This is a genomic window from Pseudomonas sp. KBN10P06128 (assembly GCF_037574945.1).
Lineage (GTDB): Bacteria > Pseudomonadota > Gammaproteobacteria > Pseudomonadales > Pseudomonadaceae > Pseudomonas > Pseudomonas aeruginosa.
On sequence record NZ_JBBELR010000001.1, the window covers coordinates 5,469,787 to 5,490,009 of the forward strand.

At 67.5% G+C, this 20,223-nt stretch carries 14 protein-coding genes; 5 read left to right on the top strand and 9 right to left on the bottom strand.

Annotated features, from left to right (window positions below):
- Nucleotides 1–60: 60 nt before the first annotated feature.
- The 6 genes from VQ065_RS25615 to mreB all read right to left on the bottom strand — a co-directional run bounded on the left by VQ065_RS25615 (nucleotide 61) and on the right by mreB (nucleotide 8,695).
- Nucleotides 61–3,891, bottom strand: coding sequence for a YhdP family protein (locus VQ065_RS25615; protein ID WP_003094384.1), 3,831 nt, complete (start codon nucleotides 3,889–3,891; stop codon nucleotides 61–63).
- 14 nt (nucleotides 3,892–3,905) lie between these two features.
- Nucleotides 3,906–5,363, bottom strand: a complete 1,458-nt coding sequence (gene rng, locus VQ065_RS25620; RefSeq protein ID WP_003094386.1) for a ribonuclease G — start codon at nucleotides 5,361–5,363, stop codon at nucleotides 3,906–3,908.
- A gap of 33 nt (nucleotides 5,364–5,396) precedes the next feature.
- Nucleotides 5,397–6,002, bottom strand: a complete 606-nt coding sequence (locus VQ065_RS25625) for a Maf family protein (protein ID WP_003094387.1) — start codon at nucleotides 6,000–6,002, stop codon at nucleotides 5,397–5,399.
- An 89-nt stretch (nucleotides 6,003–6,091) separates the two neighbouring features.
- Entirely contained in the window at nucleotides 6,092–6,586 is a 495-nt protein-coding gene (gene mreD / locus VQ065_RS25630; protein WP_003094389.1) for a rod shape-determining protein MreD, read from the bottom strand.
- The gene (mreC, locus tag VQ065_RS25635; RefSeq protein WP_071533941.1) at nucleotides 6,586–7,626 is read right to left on the bottom strand and encodes a rod shape-determining protein MreC; all 1,041 of its coding nucleotides are present in this window, start codon (nucleotides 7,624–7,626) and stop codon (nucleotides 6,586–6,588) included. Before mreC ends, mreD begins: the two co-directional genes overlap by 1 nt.
- 31 nt (nucleotides 7,627–7,657) lie before the next feature.
- Nucleotides 7,658–8,695 carry a rod shape-determining protein MreB gene (mreB, locus tag VQ065_RS25640; RefSeq protein WP_003094393.1) on the bottom strand — a complete coding sequence of 346 codons (1,038 nt, stop codon included), beginning with the start codon at nucleotides 8,693–8,695 and terminating at the stop codon, nucleotides 7,658–7,660.
- 239 nt (nucleotides 8,696–8,934) lie between these two features.
- Here mreB and gatC point away from each other — a divergent pair, with 239 nt between their 5' ends.
- The 5 genes from gatC to VQ065_RS25665 all read left to right on the top strand — a co-directional run bounded on the left by gatC (nucleotide 8,935) and on the right by VQ065_RS25665 (nucleotide 13,099).
- The gene (gene gatC / locus VQ065_RS25645) at nucleotides 8,935–9,222 is read left to right on the top strand and encodes an Asp-tRNA(Asn)/Glu-tRNA(Gln) amidotransferase subunit GatC (protein ID WP_003094397.1); all 288 of its coding nucleotides are present in this window, start codon (nucleotides 8,935–8,937) and stop codon (nucleotides 9,220–9,222) included.
- Between the two features lie 15 nt (nucleotides 9,223–9,237).
- Nucleotides 9,238–10,692 (top strand): Asp-tRNA(Asn)/Glu-tRNA(Gln) amidotransferase subunit GatA, encoded by a 1,455-nt coding sequence (gatA, locus tag VQ065_RS25650; protein ID WP_003094399.1) that lies wholly within the window; start codon nucleotides 9,238–9,240, stop codon nucleotides 10,690–10,692.
- A gap of 91 nt (nucleotides 10,693–10,783) precedes the next feature.
- Nucleotides 10,784–12,244, top strand: a complete 1,461-nt coding sequence (gene gatB, locus VQ065_RS25655) for an Asp-tRNA(Asn)/Glu-tRNA(Gln) amidotransferase subunit GatB (protein ID WP_071536084.1) — start codon at nucleotides 10,784–10,786, stop codon at nucleotides 12,242–12,244.
- A gap of 59 nt (nucleotides 12,245–12,303) precedes the next feature.
- The gene (locus VQ065_RS25660) at nucleotides 12,304–12,681 is read left to right on the top strand and encodes a septal ring lytic transglycosylase RlpA family protein (RefSeq protein WP_003094403.1); all 378 of its coding nucleotides are present in this window, start codon (nucleotides 12,304–12,306) and stop codon (nucleotides 12,679–12,681) included.
- 31 nt (nucleotides 12,682–12,712) lie between these two features.
- Nucleotides 12,713–13,099: a carboxymuconolactone decarboxylase family protein gene (locus VQ065_RS25665; RefSeq protein ID WP_003094405.1), complete on the top strand. Its 387-nt coding sequence runs from the start codon at nucleotides 12,713–12,715 to the stop codon at nucleotides 13,097–13,099.
- Nucleotides 13,100–13,213: 114 nt separating this feature from the next.
- Here the strand turns inward: VQ065_RS25665 and VQ065_RS25670 are convergent, their stop codons facing one another.
- Genes VQ065_RS25670 through magD form a run of 3 tightly spaced genes read right to left on the bottom strand, consistent with a single transcriptional unit; the run spans nucleotide 13,214 to nucleotide 20,206 of the window.
- Nucleotides 13,214–14,005, bottom strand: coding sequence for a YfaP family protein (locus tag VQ065_RS25670; RefSeq protein WP_003094407.1), 792 nt, complete (start codon nucleotides 14,003–14,005; stop codon nucleotides 13,214–13,216).
- Nucleotides 14,006–14,009: 4 nt separating this feature from the next.
- Nucleotides 14,010–15,659 (bottom strand): YfaQ family protein, encoded by a 1,650-nt coding sequence (locus VQ065_RS25675; RefSeq protein WP_014603568.1) that lies wholly within the window; start codon nucleotides 15,657–15,659, stop codon nucleotides 14,010–14,012.
- Complete coding sequence (gene magD, locus VQ065_RS25680) at nucleotides 15,656–20,206, bottom strand: alpha-2-macroglobulin MagD (RefSeq protein ID WP_003134831.1); 4,551 nt, start codon at nucleotides 20,204–20,206, stop codon at nucleotides 15,656–15,658. Before magD ends, VQ065_RS25675 begins: the two co-directional genes overlap by 4 nt.
- Nucleotides 20,207–20,223 lie beyond the last annotated feature (17 nt).

A 20,223-nucleotide genomic window follows, 5' to 3' on the forward strand; every position in this document is an offset into this window, starting at 1 on the left:
CTTGCGGACGAAAGCGCCGCGTCGCGGCACCGGGCGCCGCGTCGCGGCACCGGGCGCCGCTCAGCGGGGCTTCTCGAATGGCTTGTCGAAGCTGATCTTCGGATCCTGCCAGGGGCCCTTGACGCTGTATTGCACGCTGGCGAAGCGCGAGACCCGGTCGCCGAGCAGCTTGTCGACGACGAAGACCGCGCCGCCGACGGCCGGACCGCCGACTATCAGTGCCGCCAGGGTCAGGTTGTTGGTCAATGGCAAGGTCACCAGCAGCTTGGCGTCGATCCGATCGTGAGCCAGATCCAGGGTACCGTTCAACTCCAGGTTGCTCGACGGCCCTTCCAGCTTCAGCGGCTCGCGGGTGATGTAGACGCCGTCGGTGGCGGAGAGAACCCCCTTCACCCGGTCATAGCTCAGTCCCTTGCCGAGGATGTCCGAGAAGTCCAGGCGCAGCCGGCGGTTGATCGCGTTGAAATTGAGCAGGCCGAACACTCGCAGCGCCTGGGCGCTGCCTTCGACCTCGACGAACTGCCCCTTGCGCAGCGATGCATCCATGCTGCCGCTGAAGCGCTTCAGGGCCATGTAGGCCGGCGATCCCGGCCACTGGCCGTTGATATCCATGCGGAAACGTTCGCTGGTGGCACTCGGCGCGAAATTCCAGGCCTTGAGCACATCCGCCAGGTTCTTGCCCTCGATCCGGCCCTGATAGGTGCTGCGGGTATTGCCCGGACTGCCGTCCCAACGCAGGCTGCCGTTGACGTGCAGGCCACGCAGGTCTAGGTCCAGGTCGTTGAACGCCACGCCGTTGCTGCCCGGCCGTACCTTCAGGCTCCAGGCGCCCAGCGGCTGGCCGCCGAGGGCGACCTGGCCGATCTTCACGTCTACCGCCGGCAGGCTGCGCGGATCGACGGCGGCCAGCGGGTCCGAATCCTCCACTTTGTTCTCGTCGGGAAGAGTCGACTTCGGCAGGTTCAGGCGGTCCAGATCGACCACGATCGGCGCGCCCCTGGCATCCGGCAGGACCAGACGCCCCGATGCGAGGTCGCTGACCAGCACCAGTTGCCAGGCCCGCTCCTGGCGGGCCAGGTCGACGGTCAGGTTCTTCAGCTCCTGGCCGAAGCCCTTGAAGCTGTCGATGCGCAGGTCGGCGCCGCGCAGCAGGCCCGCAGCGCTACTGGCAGCCTGGTCGCCATTGCCGTAGCGCTTCAGGGTGGCCTGCCAGGCGTCCCAGTCCAGTTCCGCCAGACGCCCGCGCACCCGCAGCCCCTGTGCCGAGGGCAGCAGCGCCGGGTCACCGCCCAGGCGCAGGGCGCCGCGTCCGTTCAGCGGCTTGTCCGCCGGGGCCGCATAGGCCAGGCTGGCGAGGCCGTCGTAACGCGCCCAGTAACGCCGTTCGGCGCCATCCAGGGTCATCCGCCATTGGGTCGGCCGCGCCTGGGCGGCCGTCTTGCCGAACGGCGCCGGCAGGTCGACGACGGCGCCCTTGAGATCCGAATCGATCTGCAACTGGCTGTCCTTGCCATCCAGCAGCAGGTTGAGCTGGAACGGCAGGCGTCCCGAGACCGGTAACGGACGCTGGCCAGCGCCGAGCCAGTCGCTCAGCGACTTGACCGCCACCTGGCCGTTGAGCAGCAAGCGCGTGCGCGCATCGCCGCGCCCCTCGGCGACGATCCGCCCGCGTACCTCGCTGCCCAGCACCCGGGCCTGCACCGCCGGGGCGCTCAGGCCCTTGGCCAGGTCGAAACGGAAGTCGCCCTTCACTTCGCTCATATCCAGCTTCGGACTGGGCATCTTCAGGGTCGCGCCCACGGTGGAGAAATCCACGACCACCCCGGTCTTGCCGGCCTCGTCGTGGTCCAGTGGAATATCCAGCTTCAGGTGGCCCTGCAAGGGCCCGTCGCCCTCCCAGCCGGCGAAGATCTTGCGGGTCGGGATCGGCGCTTCCTGGAGCAGCTTGATGCCGTCCTTCAGGTTACTGTCGACGGCGCCATCCACATACAGGTGCGGCGTCTGTCCCGGCCGGCCGAGAGGTATGTCGACCTTGACGTCGCTGACCCGGGAATTCAGCAGATTCCCGCTGGAGGCCAGCACGCGGACTCCGGAATCCTCGACGAACACCTCGCCAACCGTTTTGCTCAAGGCGGGCCAGCCGGGCTGGTAGGCCAGCTCGCCGTCGCGAACCTTGAAGTAGAGGTTCATGACGTGGGCTTCGGCCGCCGCGCCGCGGTTCAGCGAGCCCTGCCACTGGAAGTAGCCCTGCTCGACATGGCCACTGCGGATCGCCGTCTTCAACCAGTTCGCCAGGCTTTTGTTCATTCCCGGCAACTGGGTCGGCAGGTACTTGGCGGTGAAGCGCGCGTCGCCGTCGCTGAGGCCGACCTGGAGGTCCATGTAGTCTTCAGCGCCGGGATCGCGCATCAGGCGGATCAGCATGTCGCCGGCCAGGCGGCCCTCCTCGCCCTCGACCCGCATCAGGTGGCTACCGAGGGTGAAGGCGCGGTCGTCCAGGCTCCAGAACATCCGCGTGCGAGCCTCGCGGTAGCGCCACGGCTCGGGAAATACCTTGGCCAGGTGCAGCATGAAATCCTGCGCCGATGCGTCGAGCTGGCCTCCGGCCAGGGTGCCGGTCAAGGTGCCACTGACATTTTCCACTGCCGGGACCTCATGGAACGCCGAGATACCGACCTTTTCCAGGTTGGTCGCGTAGCTGACCCGCTCGGGCACCTCCCGCTGCGGCCAGAAATCGGCGTTCAGGTTGTGCAGGATGCCCTTCGGCTTCAGGCCCGCCACCCACTCCGCCGCCGCGTCCGGCAGCGGCGCCAGCGCTTCTATCGCCGGCACCAGGGGCGTCAGGTCGACGCGGTCGGCCTGCAGCTTCCAGTGTGGCTCGTTGTTCTGCTGGTCGCGACGCAACAGCAACTCCACCTCGCCCCAGCGCTGCTCGCCGAAATTCGCCGCCAGGTCGCCGACCCGAACCTTCCAGCCCTGCGCTTCGCGATCGAAGAACAGGTTCATGCCCAGGTCGTTGATTTCCACCGGCTTGCGCGCGGCATACGAGGCCTTCAACTGCGGCGCCAGCAGCCGTGCCACCAGCCGTTGCGCCTTGCCGTCGCGCCAGTCGAACCAGAAGTCGCCGCCGGCCTTGGCCCGGACGATCGTCCATTCCTGGGTCAGACCGGCCGGCAACCATTGCGCCCAGTCGCTCTGCGGCAGGCTGAGATAGAACCTGGCGCTGCTGCGCGGCCAGTCCTCGCTGTCGATCCGCCCTTCGGCGTGCAGCGCCAGAGGTTGGCCATCCGGCAGTTGCAGGCGGGCATCGAGACTCTGCCCACCGACCGATGAACTGCGCAGGGTCGCGCCGACCGCGCTGAGCGACAGCGCTGCGCTTCCCCGCGGCGCCACCTCCAGTTGGCTGTCCAGCAGCGAGATGCGTTGGGTCTGCAGCAGGAATTGCAGGAGTTTCCGGGGATCGCTGGGCTTGTCGCTGTGCGGCAGGCCATCCAGGCTCCACTGGCCATCCTCGCCTTCGCGCAGGGTCAGCTTGAGTCCCTCCAGCTCCAGGCTGCCGATCCGCACCTGGCGCGCCAGCAGGCTGCCGAGCAGGTCCGGCGCCAGCCGCACCCGCGCCAGGCGCAGACTCTGTTCGCCGTCGCCGACCTGGATGTTGCGCGCTACCACCAGAGGCTCGAAGCCGCGCCAGGAGCCCGTCAGCTCGGCAATCCGCACCGGCATGCCGAGTTGCTTGCCAGCTTCGCCCTCCAGCTGCTGGCGGTATTCGGCCACCAGCGGCACCAGTTGCCGGCCAAGGCTGACGTACAGCGCCAGCAGCACCAGTACCAGGGCGCACAGACCCAGGACGATCCGTAGCAGTCGCGTTCCGAGGCTTCCCACATCCGCCATTTCAGCCATACGCCTCAGAGCAGGACCACGTCATATTGCTCCTGCGAGTACATCGCCTCGACCTGGAACTTGATGGTGCGGCCGATGAACGCCTCGAGATCGGCGACGTTACCCGACTCCTCGTCGAGCAGCCGGTCCACCACCTTCTGGTTGGCCAGCACCAGGTAGGAGTCGGCCTGGTAGGCACGCGCCTCGCGGAGAATCTCGCGGAAAATCTCGTAGCAGGTGGTTTCCGCAGTCTTCAGCATGCCGCGTCCCTGGCAGCAGGGGCACGGCTCGCAGAGGATCTGCACCAGGCTTTCGCGGGTGCGCTTGCGAGTCATCTGCACCAGGCCCAACTCGGTGATGCCGATGATGTTGGTCTTCGCGTGGTCGCGCTCCAGTTGCTTCTCCAGGGTGCGCAGGACCTGCCGGCGATGCTCCTCGTCCTCCATGTCGATGAAGTCGATGATGATGATCCCGCCCAGGTTGCGCAGGCGCAGTTGGCGGGCGATCGCGGTGGCCGCCTCGAGGTTGGTCTTGAAGATGGTTTCCTCGAGGTTGCGATGGCCGACGAAGGCGCCGGTGTTCACGTCGATGGTGGTCATCGCCTCGGTCGGATCGACGATCAGGTAGCCGCCGGACTTCAGCAGTACCTTGCGCTCCAGGGCTTTCTGGATTTCGTCCTCGACGCCGTAGAGATCGAAGATCGGTCGCTCGCCCGGGTAATGTTCGAGGCGATCGGAAATCTCCGGCATCAATTCTTCGACGAAGGAAGTGATCTTCTGGAAGTTCTCTCGCGAGTCGATGCGGATCTTCTCGATCCGCGGGTTCACCAGGTCGCGCAGGGTACGGATCGCCAGGGACAGGTCTTCGTAGATCACCGAAGGCGCGCCGACGGTCTGGATCTGCGCGGCGATCTGGTCCCATAGCCGGCGAAGGTAGCGGATGTCGGCGAGAATCTCGTCCTCGCCCGCACCTTCCGCAGCGGTGCGCAGGATGAAGCCGCCCTGCCCCTCGATGCCTTCCGCCGCCACGCAGTCGGCCACCACCTTCTTCAGGCGCTCGCGCTCGACTTCGTCCTCGATCCGCAGGGATATCCCGACATGGCTGGTGCGCGGCATGTACACCAGATAGCGCGAAGGAATCGACAGGTGGGTGGTCAGCCGTGCGCCCTTGGTGCCGATCGGATCCTTGGTCACCTGCACCACCAGCGCCTGCCCCTCATGGACCAGGGCACTGATGCTTTCCACGGCGCTGCCTTCGCGATTGGATATCTCGGCGGCATGGATGAACGCCGCACGTTCCAGGCCGATGTCGACGAACGCCGCCTGCATCCCCGGCAGTACCCGTACCACCCGCCCCTTGTAGATATTGCCGACGATGCCGCGCCGCTGGGTGCGTTCGACATGCACTTCCTGCAGGACGCCGTTTTCCACCACCGCCACGCGCGACTCCATCGGCGTGATATTGATCAGGATCTCTTCGCTCATGCGTCCACTGTCCTTATTTCGGCGCGTTAGGCGTTACGGCGGGTTGCCACCCATGGGCTGCCAGCAAGGGATGCCGAATTCCCTCAACAGTTCCGCAGTTTCACACAAAGGCAGCCCGACCACCGCACTGTAACTGCCTTCGATGCGACTGACGAATATCGCCCCGAGGCCCTGGATCGCATATCCGCCTGCCTTGTCCGCCGGCTCGCCGCTCTGCCAGTAGCGCAGCGCTTCTTCCGGAGCGACCTGGCGGAAGCGCACCCGGCACTCCACCACCCGCGCCTCGACGCCACCAGCGGCGGCCAGGGCCACGGCGGTGAGAACCTGGTGTTCGCGCCCGGACAGCGCAGCCAGCATGGCCAGCCCGTCGGCCTGGTCCACGGGCTTGCCGAGAATTCGCCCGTCGATCACCACCGAGGTATCCGCGCCCAGGACACAACCGTCCTCGCCACGCCCTTCCAGCATAGCCAGCCCGGCGGCCGCCTTGCCGCGCGCCAGGCGCTCGACGTAGGCGGCGGGCGCTTCGTTCGGCAAGGGGGACTCGTCGATAGCGGTGGCGAGCACGGACAGCGGCACGCCGATCTGGGTCAGCAGTTCACGGCGACGGGGCGAGGCGGAGGCGAGATACAGCGACGGCATGGAGGCTCCCGGGAAACGCGTCGGGCGATGCGCCGATCACCCGTTTCGAAGAATGACGATATCCGCCGCAGCATAGCTGCGAAGCGGACCTACCTCACGTTGAGACGCAGGCGGACGAACTGCAGCAGGGCGTACACCCAGGGCCAGAGCAGCGCACTGACCAGGGCCGGGAGCAGGAAGGTCAGGGTCGGCGGACGATTGCCGGTCAGGGCGTTGAGCCAGAGCTGGAGCAGCTGCGCCAGGCCGTAGACCACCACCAGCACCAGGCACTGCTGCCAGGCCGGGAACATGCGCAGGCGCTGGTGCAGGGACAGCACGAGGAAGGTGATCAGGCCGAGGATCAGCGCGTTCTGCCCGAGCAGGTTGCCGTAGAGCACGTCCTGGGCCAGGCCGAGCAGCCAGGCGGTGACCATCCCGACGCGCTCGGGCAGCAGCAACACCCAGTAGGTCAGCAGCATCGCCAGCCACAGCGGGCGGCCGATCTCGGTGAAGGTAGGCATCGGCGCTACGGCCAGCACCAGCCCGACCAGCAGGCTCAGCCAGATCACCCAGACATTGTTCGAACCTTGAGTCGCGCGAGCCATCAGCGGCGCCCCCCGTTCGCCGCCGGAGCGGCAGGCTGCGTGGGAGCTGGCGCGGGCGCGGCGGCGGGCTGCTGCGCAGCGCCCTGGGCTGCCGGGGTGGCCGGCGACGGCGCGGCGGCCGGTTGCGCGGCAGGCTGGGGCGCCTGGGCGCCGGCGGCGGCTTTCTTGTCCGCCTCTTCCTGGGCCTCGGCGGCGTCGTTGGCGCGCTGTTCCGGGGTGCGGCTGTCGCTGAACACCAGCAGCACGTAGCGGCTACGGTTCATCTTCGCGGTCGGCACCGCGCGCACCACGGCGAACGGCTGGCCGGAATCGTGGATCACTTCCTTGACCGTGGCCACCGGATAGCCAGCGGGGAAGCGTTGCCCCAGGCCGGAGCTGACCAGTAGGTCGCCTTCCTTGATGTCGGCGGTGTCGGCGACGTAGCGCAATTCCAGGCGCTCGGGATTGCCGGTGCCGACGGCGATGGCGCGCAGGCCGTTGCGATTGACCTGCACCGGGATACTGTGGGTGGTGTCGGTGAGCAGCAGGACTCGCGCGGTATAGGGCATCACCTCGACCACCTGGCCCATCAGGCCGCTGGCATCGAGCACCGGCTGGCCGACGAAGACGCCGTCGTTCTCGCCCTTGTCGATCATGATGCGTTGGGTGAAGGGGTTCGGATCGACGCCGATCAGCTCGCTGACCAGTACCTTGTCGTCGACCAGCGCGGCGGAATTGAGCAGCTCGCGCAGGCGCACGTTCTGCTCGGTGAGCGCGGCGAGTTTCTGCACCCGGCGCTGCATCAGCAGGGACTCGGCCTTGAGGCGTTCGTTCTCGGCGATCAGCTCGCTACGGCTGCTGAACTGGTCGCGCACGCCTTCCCAGGCGCGCACCGGCATTTCCGCCAGGCCGTAGAAAGGCGTGAGCACCATCCCCAGCTTGCTGCGGACGGGCTCCAGATAGTCGAACCGGGCGTCCACCACCATCAGGCTGACCGACAGCACGGCCAGCACCAACAGGCGAACGCCCAGCGACGGGCCTTTGGAGAATAGCGGTTTGATGATCCGCTCCTAGGCGACGATGCTCGCCACCTTACTCGGTGGAGAGCAGGTCCATGGAGTGGCGGTCCATCATCTCCAGCGCGCGGCCACCGCCGCGAGCCACGCAGGTCAGCGGCTCCTCGGCGACGATCACCGGCAGGCCGGTTTCCTGTGCCAGCAGCTTGTCCAGGTCGCGCAGCAGCGCGCCACCGCCAGTCAGCACCAGGCCGCGCTCGGCGATATCCGAGGCCAGCTCCGGCGGCGATTGCTCGAGGGCGCTCTTGACCGCCTGGACGATGGTCGCCAGGGACTCCTGCAGGGCCTCGAGGACCTCGTTGGAGTTCAGGGTGAAGCTGCGCGGTACGCCTTCGGCCAGGTTACGGCCGCGGACGTCGACTTCGCGAACGTCGCCGCCCGGGAAGGCGGTGCCGATCTCCTGCTTGATGCGCTCGGCGGTGGATTCGCCGATCAGGCTGCCGTAGTTGCGGCGCACGTAGGTGACGATGGCTTCGTCGAAGCGGTCGCCGCCGACGCGGACGGATTCGGCGTAGACCACGCCGTTGAGGGAAATCAGGGCGATCTCGGTAGTGCCGCCGCCGATGTCTACGACCATCGAGCCGCGGGCCTCCTCGACCGGCAGGCCGGCACCGATGGCGGCAGCCATCGGCTCTTCGATCAGGAACACCTCGCGGGCGCCGGCGCCCAGGGCCGATTCGCGGATGGCCCGGCGCTCAACCTGGGTGGACTTGCATGGTACGCAGATCAGCACGCGCGGGCTGGGCTGCAGGAAGCTGTTCTCGTGGACCTTGTTGATGAAGTACTGCAGCATCTTCTCGCAGACGCTGAAATCCGCGATCACGCCGTCTTTCATCGGACGGATGGCGGCGATGTTGCCCGGGGTACGGCCGAGCATGCGCTTGGCCTCGGTGCCCACGGCGACGACGCTCTTCTGGCTGCCATGGCTGCGAATGGCGACCACGGACGGTTCGTTCAGGACGATGCCGCGCTCGCGCACATAAATAAGGGTATTGGCAGTACCCAGGTCGATCGACAGATCGCTGGAAAACATGCCACGCAATTTTTTGAACATGGGAAAGAAACCCTAGGCGAAGCGTGGGTGAAAAATACGCGGGTAAAAAAGTGCGGCAAACTCTAACAACGACGGGGATTTTGGGCAAGGCGGGCAATATGCTAAATTGCAGGCTTTTCCCGGCCCCACAAGGCCCGTCCAGGCGGAATTAGACCGCCGACCGCGGCATCCGTTCCCTGCCTTATATAACGCATGGCGCCCCGCCGCCCTTCCAAGGCCGCTTTTGCTGGAGACTCCCGATGGCGCTTGAACGCTCCGACGTGGAAAAAATCGCCCATCTCGCCCGCCTGGGCCTGAGCGAGGCCGATCTTCCGCGCACCACCGAGACCCTGAACAACATCCTCGGCCTGATCGACCAGATGCAGGCGGTCGACACCAGCGGCGTCGAACCGCTCGCCCACCCGCTGGAAGCCACCCAGCGCCTGCGTCCGGACGCGGTCACCGAGACCGATCACCGCGACGCCTACCAGACCATCGCCCCCGCCGTGGAAGAAGGTCTGTACCTGGTTCCGAAAGTCATCGAGTAATAAGGACGCGGACACATGCTGCATCAATTGACCCTCGCCGAGATCGCCCGCGCCCTCGCCGACAAGCAATTTTCCGCCGAAGAGCTGACCCGCACCCTGCTCGGTCGCATCCGGCAGCTGGATCCCCAGCTCAACAGCTTCATCAGCATCACCGACGACCTGGCCATCGCCCAGGCCAAGGCAGCCGACGAACGGCGCGCCAACGGCGAGAACGGCGCCCTGCTCGGCGCGCCGATCGCCCACAAGGACCTGTTCTGCACCCAGGGCGTACGCACCAGCTGCGGTTCGAAGATGCTCGACAACTTCGTCTCGCCCTACGACGCCACCGTGGTCGAGAAGCTCGCCGCCGCCGGCGCCGTTACCCTCGGCAAGCTGAACATGGACGAATTCGCCATGGGCTCGTCGAACCAGTCCAGCCACTACGGCGCGGTGAACAACCCCTGGAGCCTCGACCGCGTGCCTGGCGGCTCCTCCGGCGGCTCCGCCGCGGCAGTCGCCGCGCGCCTGCTGCCGGCCGCCACCGGCACCGATACCGGCGGCTCGATCCGCCAGCCGGCGGCGCTGACCAACCTCACCGGGATCAAGCCGACCTACGGCCGGGTTTCCCGCTGGGGCATGATCGCCTACGCCTCCAGCCTCGACCAGGGCGGCCCGCTGGCGCGCACCGCCGAGGACTGCGCGCTGATGCTGGGGGTGATGGCCGGATTCGATCCGAAGGACTCGACCAGCGTCGAACAGCCGGTGGACGACTACCTGGCCGCCCTGCAGAAGCCGCTGAGCGGCCTGCGCATCGGCCTGCCGCGGGAATACTTCGGCGCCGGCCTCGACAGCCGCATCGCCGACGCGGTGCTGGCCGTGGTCGAGGAGCTGAAGACGCTCGGCGCCACGGTGAAGGACATTTCCCTGCCGAACATGCAGCACGCCATCCCGGCCTACTACGTGATCGCGCCGGCCGAGGCGTCCTCCAACCTGTCGCGCTTCGACGGCGTGCGCTATGGCTATCGTTGCGACGCCCCGCAGAACCTGGAAGACCTGTACAAGCGCTCGCGCGCGGAAGGCTTCGGCAGCGAAGTGAAGAACCGCATCATGGTCGGCACCTACGCACTGTCGGCCGGCTACTACGATGCCTATTACCTGCAGGCTCAGAAGATTCGCCGGCTGATCAAGAACGACTTCGTCAGCGCCTTTGCCGAAGTGGACGTGATCCTCGGCCCGACCACGCCGAACCCGGCCTGGAAGATCGGCGAGAAGAACGACGACCCGGTTTCCCAGTACCTGGAAGACATCTACACCATCACCGCCAACCTCGCCGGCCTGCCGGGGCTGTCCATGCCCGCCGGCTTCGTCGACGGCCTGCCGGTGGGTGTCCAGTTGCTCGCGCCCTACTTCCAGGAGGGTCGCCTGCTCAACGTCGCGCACCAGTACCAGCAGGTCAGCGACTGGCACACCCGCACCCCGGCCGGCTTCTAAGCCATGGCAACGCCACGCAGTCCCCTCCCCTCTCCCGGCGCGGAGAGGGCGACCCGCAGGGTCGGCAGCGGGACTGCGCAGGCACAGAAGGATTGAGGAACACCACATGCAATGGGAAACCGTGATCGGGCTGGAAATCCACGCACAGCTCGCCACCCAATCGAAGATCTTCTCCGGCAGCTCGACCGCCTTCGGCGCCGCGCCGAATACCCAGGCCAGCCTGGTCGACCTGGCCATGCCGGGCACCCTGCCGGTGCTCAACGAGGAGGCCGTACGCATGGCCTGCCTGTTCGGCCTGGCGATCGACGCACGGATCGACCGGCAGAACGTGTTCGCCCGCAAGAACTACTTCTACCCCGACCTGCCGAAGGGCTACCAGACCAGCCAGATGGACCATCCCATCGTCGGCAAGGGCCATCTCGACATCACCCTGGAAGACGGCACCACCAAGCGCATCGGCATCACCCGCGCGCACCTGGAGGAGGACGCCGGCAAGAGCCTGCACGAAGACTTCCAGGGCATGAGCGGCATCGACCTGAACCGCGCCGGCACGCCGTTGCTGGAGATCGTTTCCGAGCCGGACATCCGCAGCGCCAAGGAAGCCGTGGCCTACGTCAAGGCGATCCACGCCCTGGTGCGCTACCTGGGCATCTGCGACGGCAACATGGCCGAGGGCTCGCTGCGCTGCGACTGCAACGTCTCGGTGCGACCGAAGGGCCAGGCCGAATTCGGCACCCGCGCCGAGATCAAGAACGTCAACTCCTTCCGCTTCATCGAGAAGGCGATCAACCACGAGATCCAGCGCCAGATCGAGCTGATCGAGGACGGCGGCAAGGTGGTCCAGGAAACCCGCCTGTACGACCCGAACAAGGACGAGACCCGCTCCATGCGCGGCAAGGAAGAAGCCAACGACTACCGTTACTTCCCCTGTCCCGACCTGCTGCCGGTGGTCATCGAGCCCGAGTACCTGGCGAAGCTGCGCGAGCAACTGCCGGAACTGCCGGTGCAGAAGCGCGAACGCTTCGAGAGCCAGTACGGCCTGTCCGCCTACGATGCCAGCGTGCTGTCCGCCAGCCGCGAGATGGCCGACTACTTCGAGAAGGTCCAGGGTATCTGCGGCGACGCCAAGCTGGCGGCCAACTGGGTGATGGTCGAGCTGGGCAGCCTGCTCAACAAGGACGGCCTGGAGATCGAGCAGTCTCCGGTGTCCGCCGAGCAACTGGGCGGCATGATCCTGCGCATCAAGGACAACACCATCTCCGGCAAGATCGCCAAGATGGTCTTCGAAGCCATGGCCAACGGCGAGGGTTCCGCCGACCAGATCATCGAGGCCAAGGGCCTGAAGCAGGTCACCGACAGTGGCGCCATCGAGAAGATGCTCGACGAGGTGCTGGCGGCCAACGCCGAGCAGGTCGAGCAGTACCGCGCCGCCGACGAGGCCAAGCGCGGCAAGATGTTCGGCTTCTTCGTCGGCCAGGCGATGAAGGCCTCGAAAGGCAAGGCCAACCCGCAGCAGGTGAACGAGTTGCTGAAGAAAAAGCTCGAAGCGTGAGTCAAAGCCAGACGCCGGGTTCGCCCGGCGTCTTCTTGTCCGCCAGGAGCCTGTTGTCCATGCCCAACCCATCCGCCGCCGCGCGCCTCGCCCTCGCCGTCCTGCCCCTGTTCCTCGCCGGCTGCTCCAGCCTCGCCGGCAGCGGTTCCGCGGATACCGGCGAAGCCTCCTACTATGGCAGCCGCCACGCAGGCCTGCGTACTGCCAGCGGCGAGCGCTACAACCCCAACGCAATGACCGCTGCCCACCGCACGTTGCCGTTCGGTACCCGCGTGCGGGTAACCAACCTCGACAACCGCCGCAGCGTGGTGGTGCGGATCAACGATCGCGGGCCGTTCCGCCGCGGGCGGATCATCGATGTATCGCGCAAGGCCGCCGAAGGCCTGGGTATGATCCGCAGCGGCGTGGCGCCGGTTCGGATAGAGTCGCTGGATTGAGCCACCTTCTACCCACGACAGGAACCTTCCGATGAGCGAACAAGGCAAGACCGGCCTGGAGATCCGACGTGAAGTCATGGGCGACGCCTTCGTCGAGCGCGCCATGGGCAACGCCACCGCCTTCACCCAGCCATTGCAGGACTTCGTCAACGAGCATGCCTGGGGCTCGGTCTGGGCCCGCGAGGCGCTGCCGCGCAAGACCCGCAGCCTGATCACCCTGGCCGCCCTGACCGCCCTGAAATGCCCGCAGGAACTCAAGGGGCACGTGCGCGGCGCGCTGAACAACGGCTGCACGGTGGAGGAAATCCGCGAGGCACTGCTGCACTGCGCGGTCTATGCCGGGGTGCCGGCGGCGATCGATGCGTTCCGTGCGGCCCAGGAAGCGATCGATACCTGGCAGGGCGAACAGCCCGCCTGAGCCCAGGAGCCATTCGCAGCGGCATGAGCGCCGCCGTCAGGCCACGCGGTTGGTAACGCCGATGCCTGAACGACGGCGAATAACGCCAGAGGCGTTATCCGCCAGCGCAGGCGCCTACGGATAACTGAAGCGCTTCACCAGCGTCAGCTCGCCAGGCTTGCGCATCGGCACCAGGAAGGTTTCCTGTTTCTCGTTCGGCGTGCCCTCTTCGGTGACCAGGGTGATGCGCGCCGTGGTCAGGTCCTGGGCGGCCTGTTCGGCGCCATCCTCGCTGCTGCCGTAGCCACCGCCGAAGTAGTTGACGTAGACCAGGTAGGGCCCCTTCTGCGGCGTCGGCGTGGCGATGATTTCCGGGCCGTAGCCAGTGGTGACGTCGACATCCAGGGTCGCGCCGTTGGCCAGCGAACGATTGCCATACCAGACATGGTCGCCGTCCGGGGTCACCAGGTGCAGGTCGAGGTCGGTGTTGTCGCTGTCCCAGGACAGCAGCACGCGCAGCTTGGCCGGCACTTCCCCGCCGCCGCCACCGTGATAGAACTGGACCCGTCGCGACTGCCCGGCGGCGTTGCGCACCTCGACGCTGTTGCTGCCGGACGGGAAGGCGAACGGGCGGTCGAAGCTGCCATCGGCGTCCACCTTCAGCGGCATGCTCACACCGTTCACCACCAGCGTCGCCGGGCGGTCCTTGGGCTGGCTCTCGATCGCGCCGCGAATGCGCGCGGTGGTCGCCTGGTCGGCGGCGACGTTGACCGAGGACGCCGGGTAGTTCACCACCTGCCGGTAATTGGCGGCGGAACCGTCGCCGGCACGCCAGCCGGAGACCGGCGTATCCAGTTTCACGGGGTTGTCCGCCCAGGCGACGAGGGGAAGGCAACTGAGCAGGGCGGCAAGGGAGATTCGGTTCATGGAGTCATTCCAGTAGCAGGCGCCGGGCCAGGCTTTCGACATAGTTTTCGTCCTGGCCGCTGGGATGGGCGCGGAAGGCCAGGTGCAGGTATTCATGGGTGAGGTCCAGGCGTTCCTGTAGGGAATACAGGCCGCGGACGAAGATGCGTTCGCGCTCGCGATCGACATAGGGCCGCCCGGAAGCTAGGCGGCACACGGAAAAACTCGGAATCTCCTCGTAGCCGGGCTCTCGGTCGAGGCGCTCGCGCCACTGCCGGCGCTGCTTGCGCAGCCAGTCTTCGGCGGCCGGCAACGGCTGGCAGGCGGCCACCGGGTTGTCCCAGCGGCTCAGGCTGCTGCGCGGGAAAGCCTGGGCGAGGATGCTGTCGTAGCCCAGTCCCTGCCCGGCTTGCTCCACCGCGTGCTTCCAGGACAGGCGCGCCGGACCAGGCTGGTCGGAGTGATAGTTGACGGTCGCCCCGGCCAGCACCAGGTCGGCGCTCCAGGCGGCGATCCGCCGCGTCGGCGCGCTGGCCGGGCGCGGCGCCACGCGCTGGCGCTGGCTGCTGTCATCGATGGCCAGGCATTCGCCGCGCGGCGCGGCGTTTTGCAATAGATAGGTGCGAATGGTCACCGCCAGCGCGCGAGCGGCTTCCTTCGGCTGCGCCGAGGCTTCGCGCTCCAGCACCCGCGCCACGTACTCTTCGCGCGAAACCCGCGCGACCAGGCGCGGCACGCCATCCACCCGTTGCAGGAAGAGGTCGCCGGCGCTGGCGATGTCCAGGCGATTGCCGTTGGCGAACAGCACTTGCTGCGGACCATGCAGCAGGCCTTCGGCGGCCGGGCGGCCGGCGGGATCACTGACCGAGCGCAGCGGATAGCGGCTGAACAGGTTCACTTCCACGCAACGGCCCGGATCGGCCGGCCACGGACTCGGCAGGAAGCGCCCGAGCACCTCGGCGTAGCGGTCCAGGATCACCTTGCTGGTTCCCGGGCCGCCGAGCCAGAGCGGCGTTCCATCGACCAGCCAGCCGGCGAAACCGCCCTGGCGCGCCTGCGGGTCATGGTCGTCGAGCCAGCTCCAGGTCTTCACCCGCAGGCGGCCGCCAAGGCTGGCCACGGCATGGCCGTCGCCGGCCTGCAACGCCACGTCGAGCAGTACCCGCCGCGCCTCGCCCTGGGCCGGCAGTTGCTGCAACTGTTCCAGAAGCTCCTTAACCGGCACCCGCGTCTGCGGTTGCAGCCGTTCCAGATCGAGCAACCAGGCCGGTGCCTGGCGCGCCTGCCAGTAGTCGCGCCAGGCCTCCGGCCGCAAGGCGAGGCGCTGCGGCTCGAAATACAGCCCGCAGGAGCGCACCAGGGCGCGGTCACGACCGATCGTCTGGCCATTCTCGCAGCAGTAGACCTCCTCGCGGCTGCGCCCCTGGCAGGCATAGGGCGGCTCGGCCTGGCCGGTGTCGCTCAGCCAGGCGAAGACGAACAGTTTCCACAGGCTGCCCAGCGGAGCCTGCAAATCGGCCGGCAACGGCCGGCGCTCGAGCACCCGCTGGCGATCCAGGCTCACCAGTTCGTAGCCCTGGGTCGTGCGCCAGGCCAGCTGGACCGGCGCCTCCGCTGCGCGAAGCAGCAACGGCACGGCGCACAGCAGGACCAGCCAGGCGCGCAACGCAATCACTCGACCTTGACCTTGGCCAGCGCCGGCTTGGCTTCCAGGGCCTGCTGTTCCGGCGCGTAGAGACGCAGGTAGCGGGCCGGTGGCAGGTTGAAGCTGCCTTTCTGGGAGAAACGCACCAGGTGACGGAAACGCTGCTCGCCACTCAGGCTGTCCACCGGCACTCCGTAGAACAGCTCGCCCGGTTCGTTGCGCGCGCGCTCCAGGGTGGTCGCCTCGTCGCCGGCCAGGCCGCTGATCTTGATGCCCCAGGTGGTGCGCTCGACATCCGCACCGGGCGGCAGCGGCAGTTCCAGCATGCCGTAGCGTAGAGCGGTGTCTTCCGGAACGGTCAGGGTCACTTCGTCGAGATACAGTTCGTCGCTGGAAAGCGGCTTGTCGCCGACCTCCTCGACCTTGAACTCGAACGCCCCCTCGCCGGGCACCAGGCGCAGCAGGCGACGGCTGATCTGCACCGGCAGTTGCCCGCTCGGCGCCTGGGCGCTGCGGTAGCTGAGCGCAACCGGCAACGGCCGGGCCGGCGCCTCGTCCAGGTCGACCCAGCTCGGAATGCCGCGGCCGCGCCATTGCCAGTAGGTTTCGCCGGTAGCACCGCGCTGCGCCTGCCAGTCCTTCGGCGGCTGCGGCAGCTTGCCCTGCGGCGCCTGGGCCAGGGCGCCCTGCAGCCAGGTCAGGGCCAGGGCGCGTTCCAGGGTCGATTGCGCCGGCGCCAGGCGTTGCAGCAGAGCGCTGGCCTGCTGGCCATCCACGGCCGAGCGAGAGGCCAGCAAGGCATCGGTGAACGGCAAGCCGGCCTCACGCAGGCGCTGCGTCGCCGTCTCGGCCTGGGCGGCCAGCGGCGCGGGCACCGCAACCCGCAGTTGCCGTGCCAGGTCCACCGCCAGCACTCGCGCCGCGGCCAGGCCGACGGCCGAGTCCGGGTCGCCCAGCACCAGGCCGTCGTCGGCCTCCAGCGGCTCCGCGCGCGCCTGCCCTTCGCCGGCGTTGGCCAGATCGTTGAGCAGGCCGCCGAGCAGGGTGTTCACCGGCAACTGCATGTCGCGGGCGAAAGCCAGGATCAGCGCGCGCTGCAGCAGCGGGGTCTGCGTCGCCTGCTTGGCGTAGGGCTCGAGGATGCGCTGCCAGTGTTCGGCCGGCAGTTGGATCTCCAGTGCGCGGCTGGCGTACCAATCGGCGTAGTAGGCGTAGGCGGTGAGGAAAGCGTCGCCATCGACGTCGCCGCCCCACCAGGCGAACCAGGCGTCCGGGCCAGCCATCTGCACCAGGCGCAGGCGACTGTTCTGCATGATCAGGCGCAGGCGGTCGCGAATCCGCGGCTCGCCGCCGGCCAGCGCCGGATAGGCGATGCTCAGCGGCAGCAGTTGGCTGGCGGTCTGCTCGACGCCGCCGTAGGGATACTCCAGCAGATCATCGAGATTGCCCAGGTAGGCCGCGGCCGGGCCATCGGCCAGGCGCAGGCGTACGTCGCGGGCGTCCGCCGGCAGTTGCAACGGGTTGCTCGCCGCCGCCAGGCTGAGGTTCTGCGCCTGCTCCACCTGCCAGCCGTCGGCCAGCAGGTTGAAGCGCACCGCCAGGCGGTCGCGGACCTGCCCGTCCTGGCGCAGCTCGGCGCTCCAGTCGCCATCGCTGAGCGGCTGTTGCGCCAGCGGAATGTAGTTGACTCCCTTGGCCAGCTCCAGGGGCTGGCTGCGCTGGCTGCCAGGCGGCCCGCTGAGCAGCTCGGCCTTGACCGGCTGTTCGCCCTGGTTGAAGACGAACAGGCCGAGGTCGGGCTGGTCACCCTGGCGGAAGCGGGTCGGCCCGCTCCATTTCAGGTACAGCGGCTTCTCCGAGCGAAGGAACTGCTTCTTCTGGCCGACCTGGCCGTTGTCGTCGATGGCCCGTGCGGTGATCCGCCAGCGGGTCAGCGAGTCGGGCATGCGGAAGCTGAAGCTGGCCTTGCCCTGGGCGTCGGTGACCAGCTCCGGCTGCCAGGCGGCGGTGTCGACATCCTCGCGGCGCGGCCGCTCCAGTACCTTGACGCCGCGCTCGCTGCGGTTCGCCCGTCCGGGTGCGCTGGTGCTGCCGGGCAACGCCACGTCGTAGCTGATGAAGGCCAGGCTGGCGCTGGTGCGCACGTTGTTGCGCCGCGGATGGTAGAAGAACTGGTCGATGCCGGGGGCGATCTCCGCCTGCAGGGCATAGACCATCTCATCCACCACGCTGACGGTCAGGTGGCTGGAAACCGGTTTGCCGGCGAAGCGCGTGGCCAGGGTCACGGTCACCGTCTCGCCCGGTTCGTAGCGCTCCTTGTCGGTGGCGATGTCGATCTCCACCTGGGGCATGCCGACCTTGATCCCGGCGTTCTGGAAGCTGTAGTCGCCGCCCTTGGTGTAGAGCACCGAGAAGGTCAGGTTCGGCGAGAACTCCTCGCGCACCGGGATCCGCACGCGGTACTGGGTCGGATTGAGCTTTTCCAGGCGCAGCCAGTCGGCGCCCTTGGACAGCAGGGCGGTGGCCTCGACCTTGTCGCGCTCCAGGGACAACAGTGCATCCTCCACCGGCTCGGGGAAGGTGATCAGTGCGGAGGCTTCCTCGCCGGTGCGGTACTCGGGCTTGTCGAACACCACCTCGACGGTGCCAGGCACCGACTTCACGCCCTCGCCGCTCACCGAGTGGCCGGTGGCGCCAAGGAGCTGGCCCTTGTCGTCGCGCAGCTCCACGGAATAGGTACCGGGACGCTCGAAGGCCAGCGCGAAGCGGCCGTCGGCGACCGGACCGCTGTCGGTGGCGCGGTCCTCCAGGCGGATCCACTGGTAGCTGCTCGGCTTGAGCGGGGTCGGCTGTTCGCTGGCATAGCTGAACTCGACCTTCTCGCCGGCGGCGCTGAAGCGCTGCGGCGCGCTCAGGCGGTAGCGCGCGGCACCGCGCTCGATGAGGATCTCCTTGCTGGTCTTGACCCGGTAGGCGGCGCCGTCGCTGGCGAAGATGGTCAGCATGTAGCGACTGGGTTTCTCGGCCGGCGGCAATTCGATGGCGGCGCGGCCCTTGCCGTCGGTGGTCAGTTCGGTGCTGCTCAGTTCCACCGGGAACTGGCCGAGATACTGCAGTTCGTTGTCCACCATCGACAACTGCTGGGCGCGCAGGCTCAGTTGCAGGCGCGCGTTGGCCACCGGCTTGCCGTCCGGATAGAGCAGGACGATCTCGCCCTTCACCGGCTCGGCGGTCTTGAAGTCCGGCTTGGCCAGGTCGAGGGAGACTTCGAAGTGCGGCTTGATGTATTCGGCGACGCGGAAGGCGCTGCTGTAGGTCTGCCCGCGGTAGTCGAAGCGCAACTCGTAGCCGCCGGCGACGGCGTTCTCCGGCAGTTGGAAGCGGCCATTGGCGCCGCTCTTCGCGTCGAAGCGGAGGTCCAGGCTTTGCAATACCGTGCCGCTGGCGTCGATCACGCTCAGGCGCACCGGCGCGCTGGCGGCGGCCTGGGATTGACGGGCGTCCTTGAACTCGCGGCCGACCATCTTCAACGAGACCCAGTCGCCCGGCCGGTACAGCGGGCGGTCGGTGAAGGCGTAGATCTTGGTGTCGTAGATCTCGCTGTCGTAATAGAAGTTCTCGGAGACGAAGACCCCACCCTCGCGGTCCTCGCCGATCACGTAGGAGCGCTCCGGACTGGCGTGCTTGAGCCGCAGCAGGCCGTCGGCGTCGGTATTGCCGCTGCTCATCACGCCCAGGCCGTCGGTCCACAGCACCTTGGTGTCGGGCACCGGGGTGCCTTCGTGCTTGCGTGCGGTCCAGACCAGCAGCTCGTCGCCGGCGACCTTGCTCACCGCCACGCTGTTGGAGACGAACACCACGGTGGTGGCGCGGTACTTGCCGACCAGCGCCTCGACCAGGTAGAGGCCCGGCTTCAGCTTGCCCAGCGGGATGTAGACATTGCCCGGCACGACGTTGATGAACTCGCTGGAGGAACCGGCCAGCTTGACGTCCTGCGGCGGCTCGATGGGCTTGGCGTCCCACAGCGGATAGCGGAACTGGCTGACCAGCGGCAGGCCGGGAATCGGCGCGTATTGCGGCTGCGCGTCGTAGGGCGTCGGCGCGGTCATGGCGTTGCCCATCTTCAGCTCAGGCACCGCCTCGGTGACCTGTTGCCGCGACTCGTAGGAGAAGGCGCGCTGCATCACCCGGCGCGACTTGCGATACCAGTTGTCCCAGAGATAGGCCAGGGTGTTCGACAGGCCTTCGCCCTTGAACTGTCCCTCGGCCAGGACCCGGTGCAGGTTCTTCTGCCGCTTGAGGAACTCCAGCGGCTGTTCGATCCGGTACAGGCGCACGTCGACCCCGCCATAGGGCTCCATGCGGTAGCGCCGGTAGTCGCGGCCGGGCGCTTCGAGACGGACCCGCGCTTCCTCGTCGGTGGCGAAGCTGCTGTCGGCGAGCAGGAAGAAGGATTCGCCGGCCATCGGCGTGTAGCCGCTCGGCTCCACCGTGTCTTCCGCCTGGACGGCGGCGAACGGCAGCAGGACCAGGGCGGCGACCGCCAGGCTACGGCTGAAACGGCGCAGGTTGCTCATTGCTGTGGTCTTCACTG

What these genes read in the sequence shown, in the direction of transcription:
- VQ065_RS25660 (WP_003094403.1), top strand. Translation starts at nt 12,304, where the DNA reads ATGCCCAACCCATCCGCCGCCGCGCGCCTCGCCCTCGCCGTCCTGCCC.
- rng (WP_003094386.1), bottom strand. Translation starts at nt 5,363, where the DNA reads ATGAGCGAAGAGATCCTGATCAATATCACGCCGATGGAGTCGCGCGTG.
- magD (WP_003134831.1), bottom strand. Translation starts at nt 20,206, where the DNA reads ATGAGCAACCTGCGCCGTTTCAGCCGTAGCCTGGCGGTCGCCGCCCTG.
- mreD (WP_003094389.1), bottom strand. Translation starts at nt 6,586, where the DNA reads ATGGCTCGCGCGACTCAAGGTTCGAACAATGTCTGGGTGATCTGGCTG.
- VQ065_RS25615 (WP_003094384.1), bottom strand. Translation starts at nt 3,891, where the DNA reads ATGGCGGATGTGGGAAGCCTCGGAACGCGACTGCTACGGATCGTCCTG.
- VQ065_RS25625 (WP_003094387.1), bottom strand. Translation starts at nt 6,002, where the DNA reads ATGCCGTCGCTGTATCTCGCCTCCGCCTCGCCCCGTCGCCGTGAACTG.
- VQ065_RS25670 (WP_003094407.1), bottom strand. Translation starts at nt 14,005, where the DNA reads ATGAACCGAATCTCCCTTGCCGCCCTGCTCAGTTGCCTTCCCCTCGTC.
- gatC (WP_003094397.1), top strand. Translation starts at nt 8,935, where the DNA reads ATGGCGCTTGAACGCTCCGACGTGGAAAAAATCGCCCATCTCGCCCGC.
- mreB (WP_003094393.1), bottom strand. Translation starts at nt 8,695, where the DNA reads ATGTTCAAAAAATTGCGTGGCATGTTTTCCAGCGATCTGTCGATCGAC.
- VQ065_RS25665 (WP_003094405.1), top strand. Translation starts at nt 12,713, where the DNA reads ATGAGCGAACAAGGCAAGACCGGCCTGGAGATCCGACGTGAAGTCATG.
- gatA (WP_003094399.1), top strand. Translation starts at nt 9,238, where the DNA reads ATGCTGCATCAATTGACCCTCGCCGAGATCGCCCGCGCCCTCGCCGAC.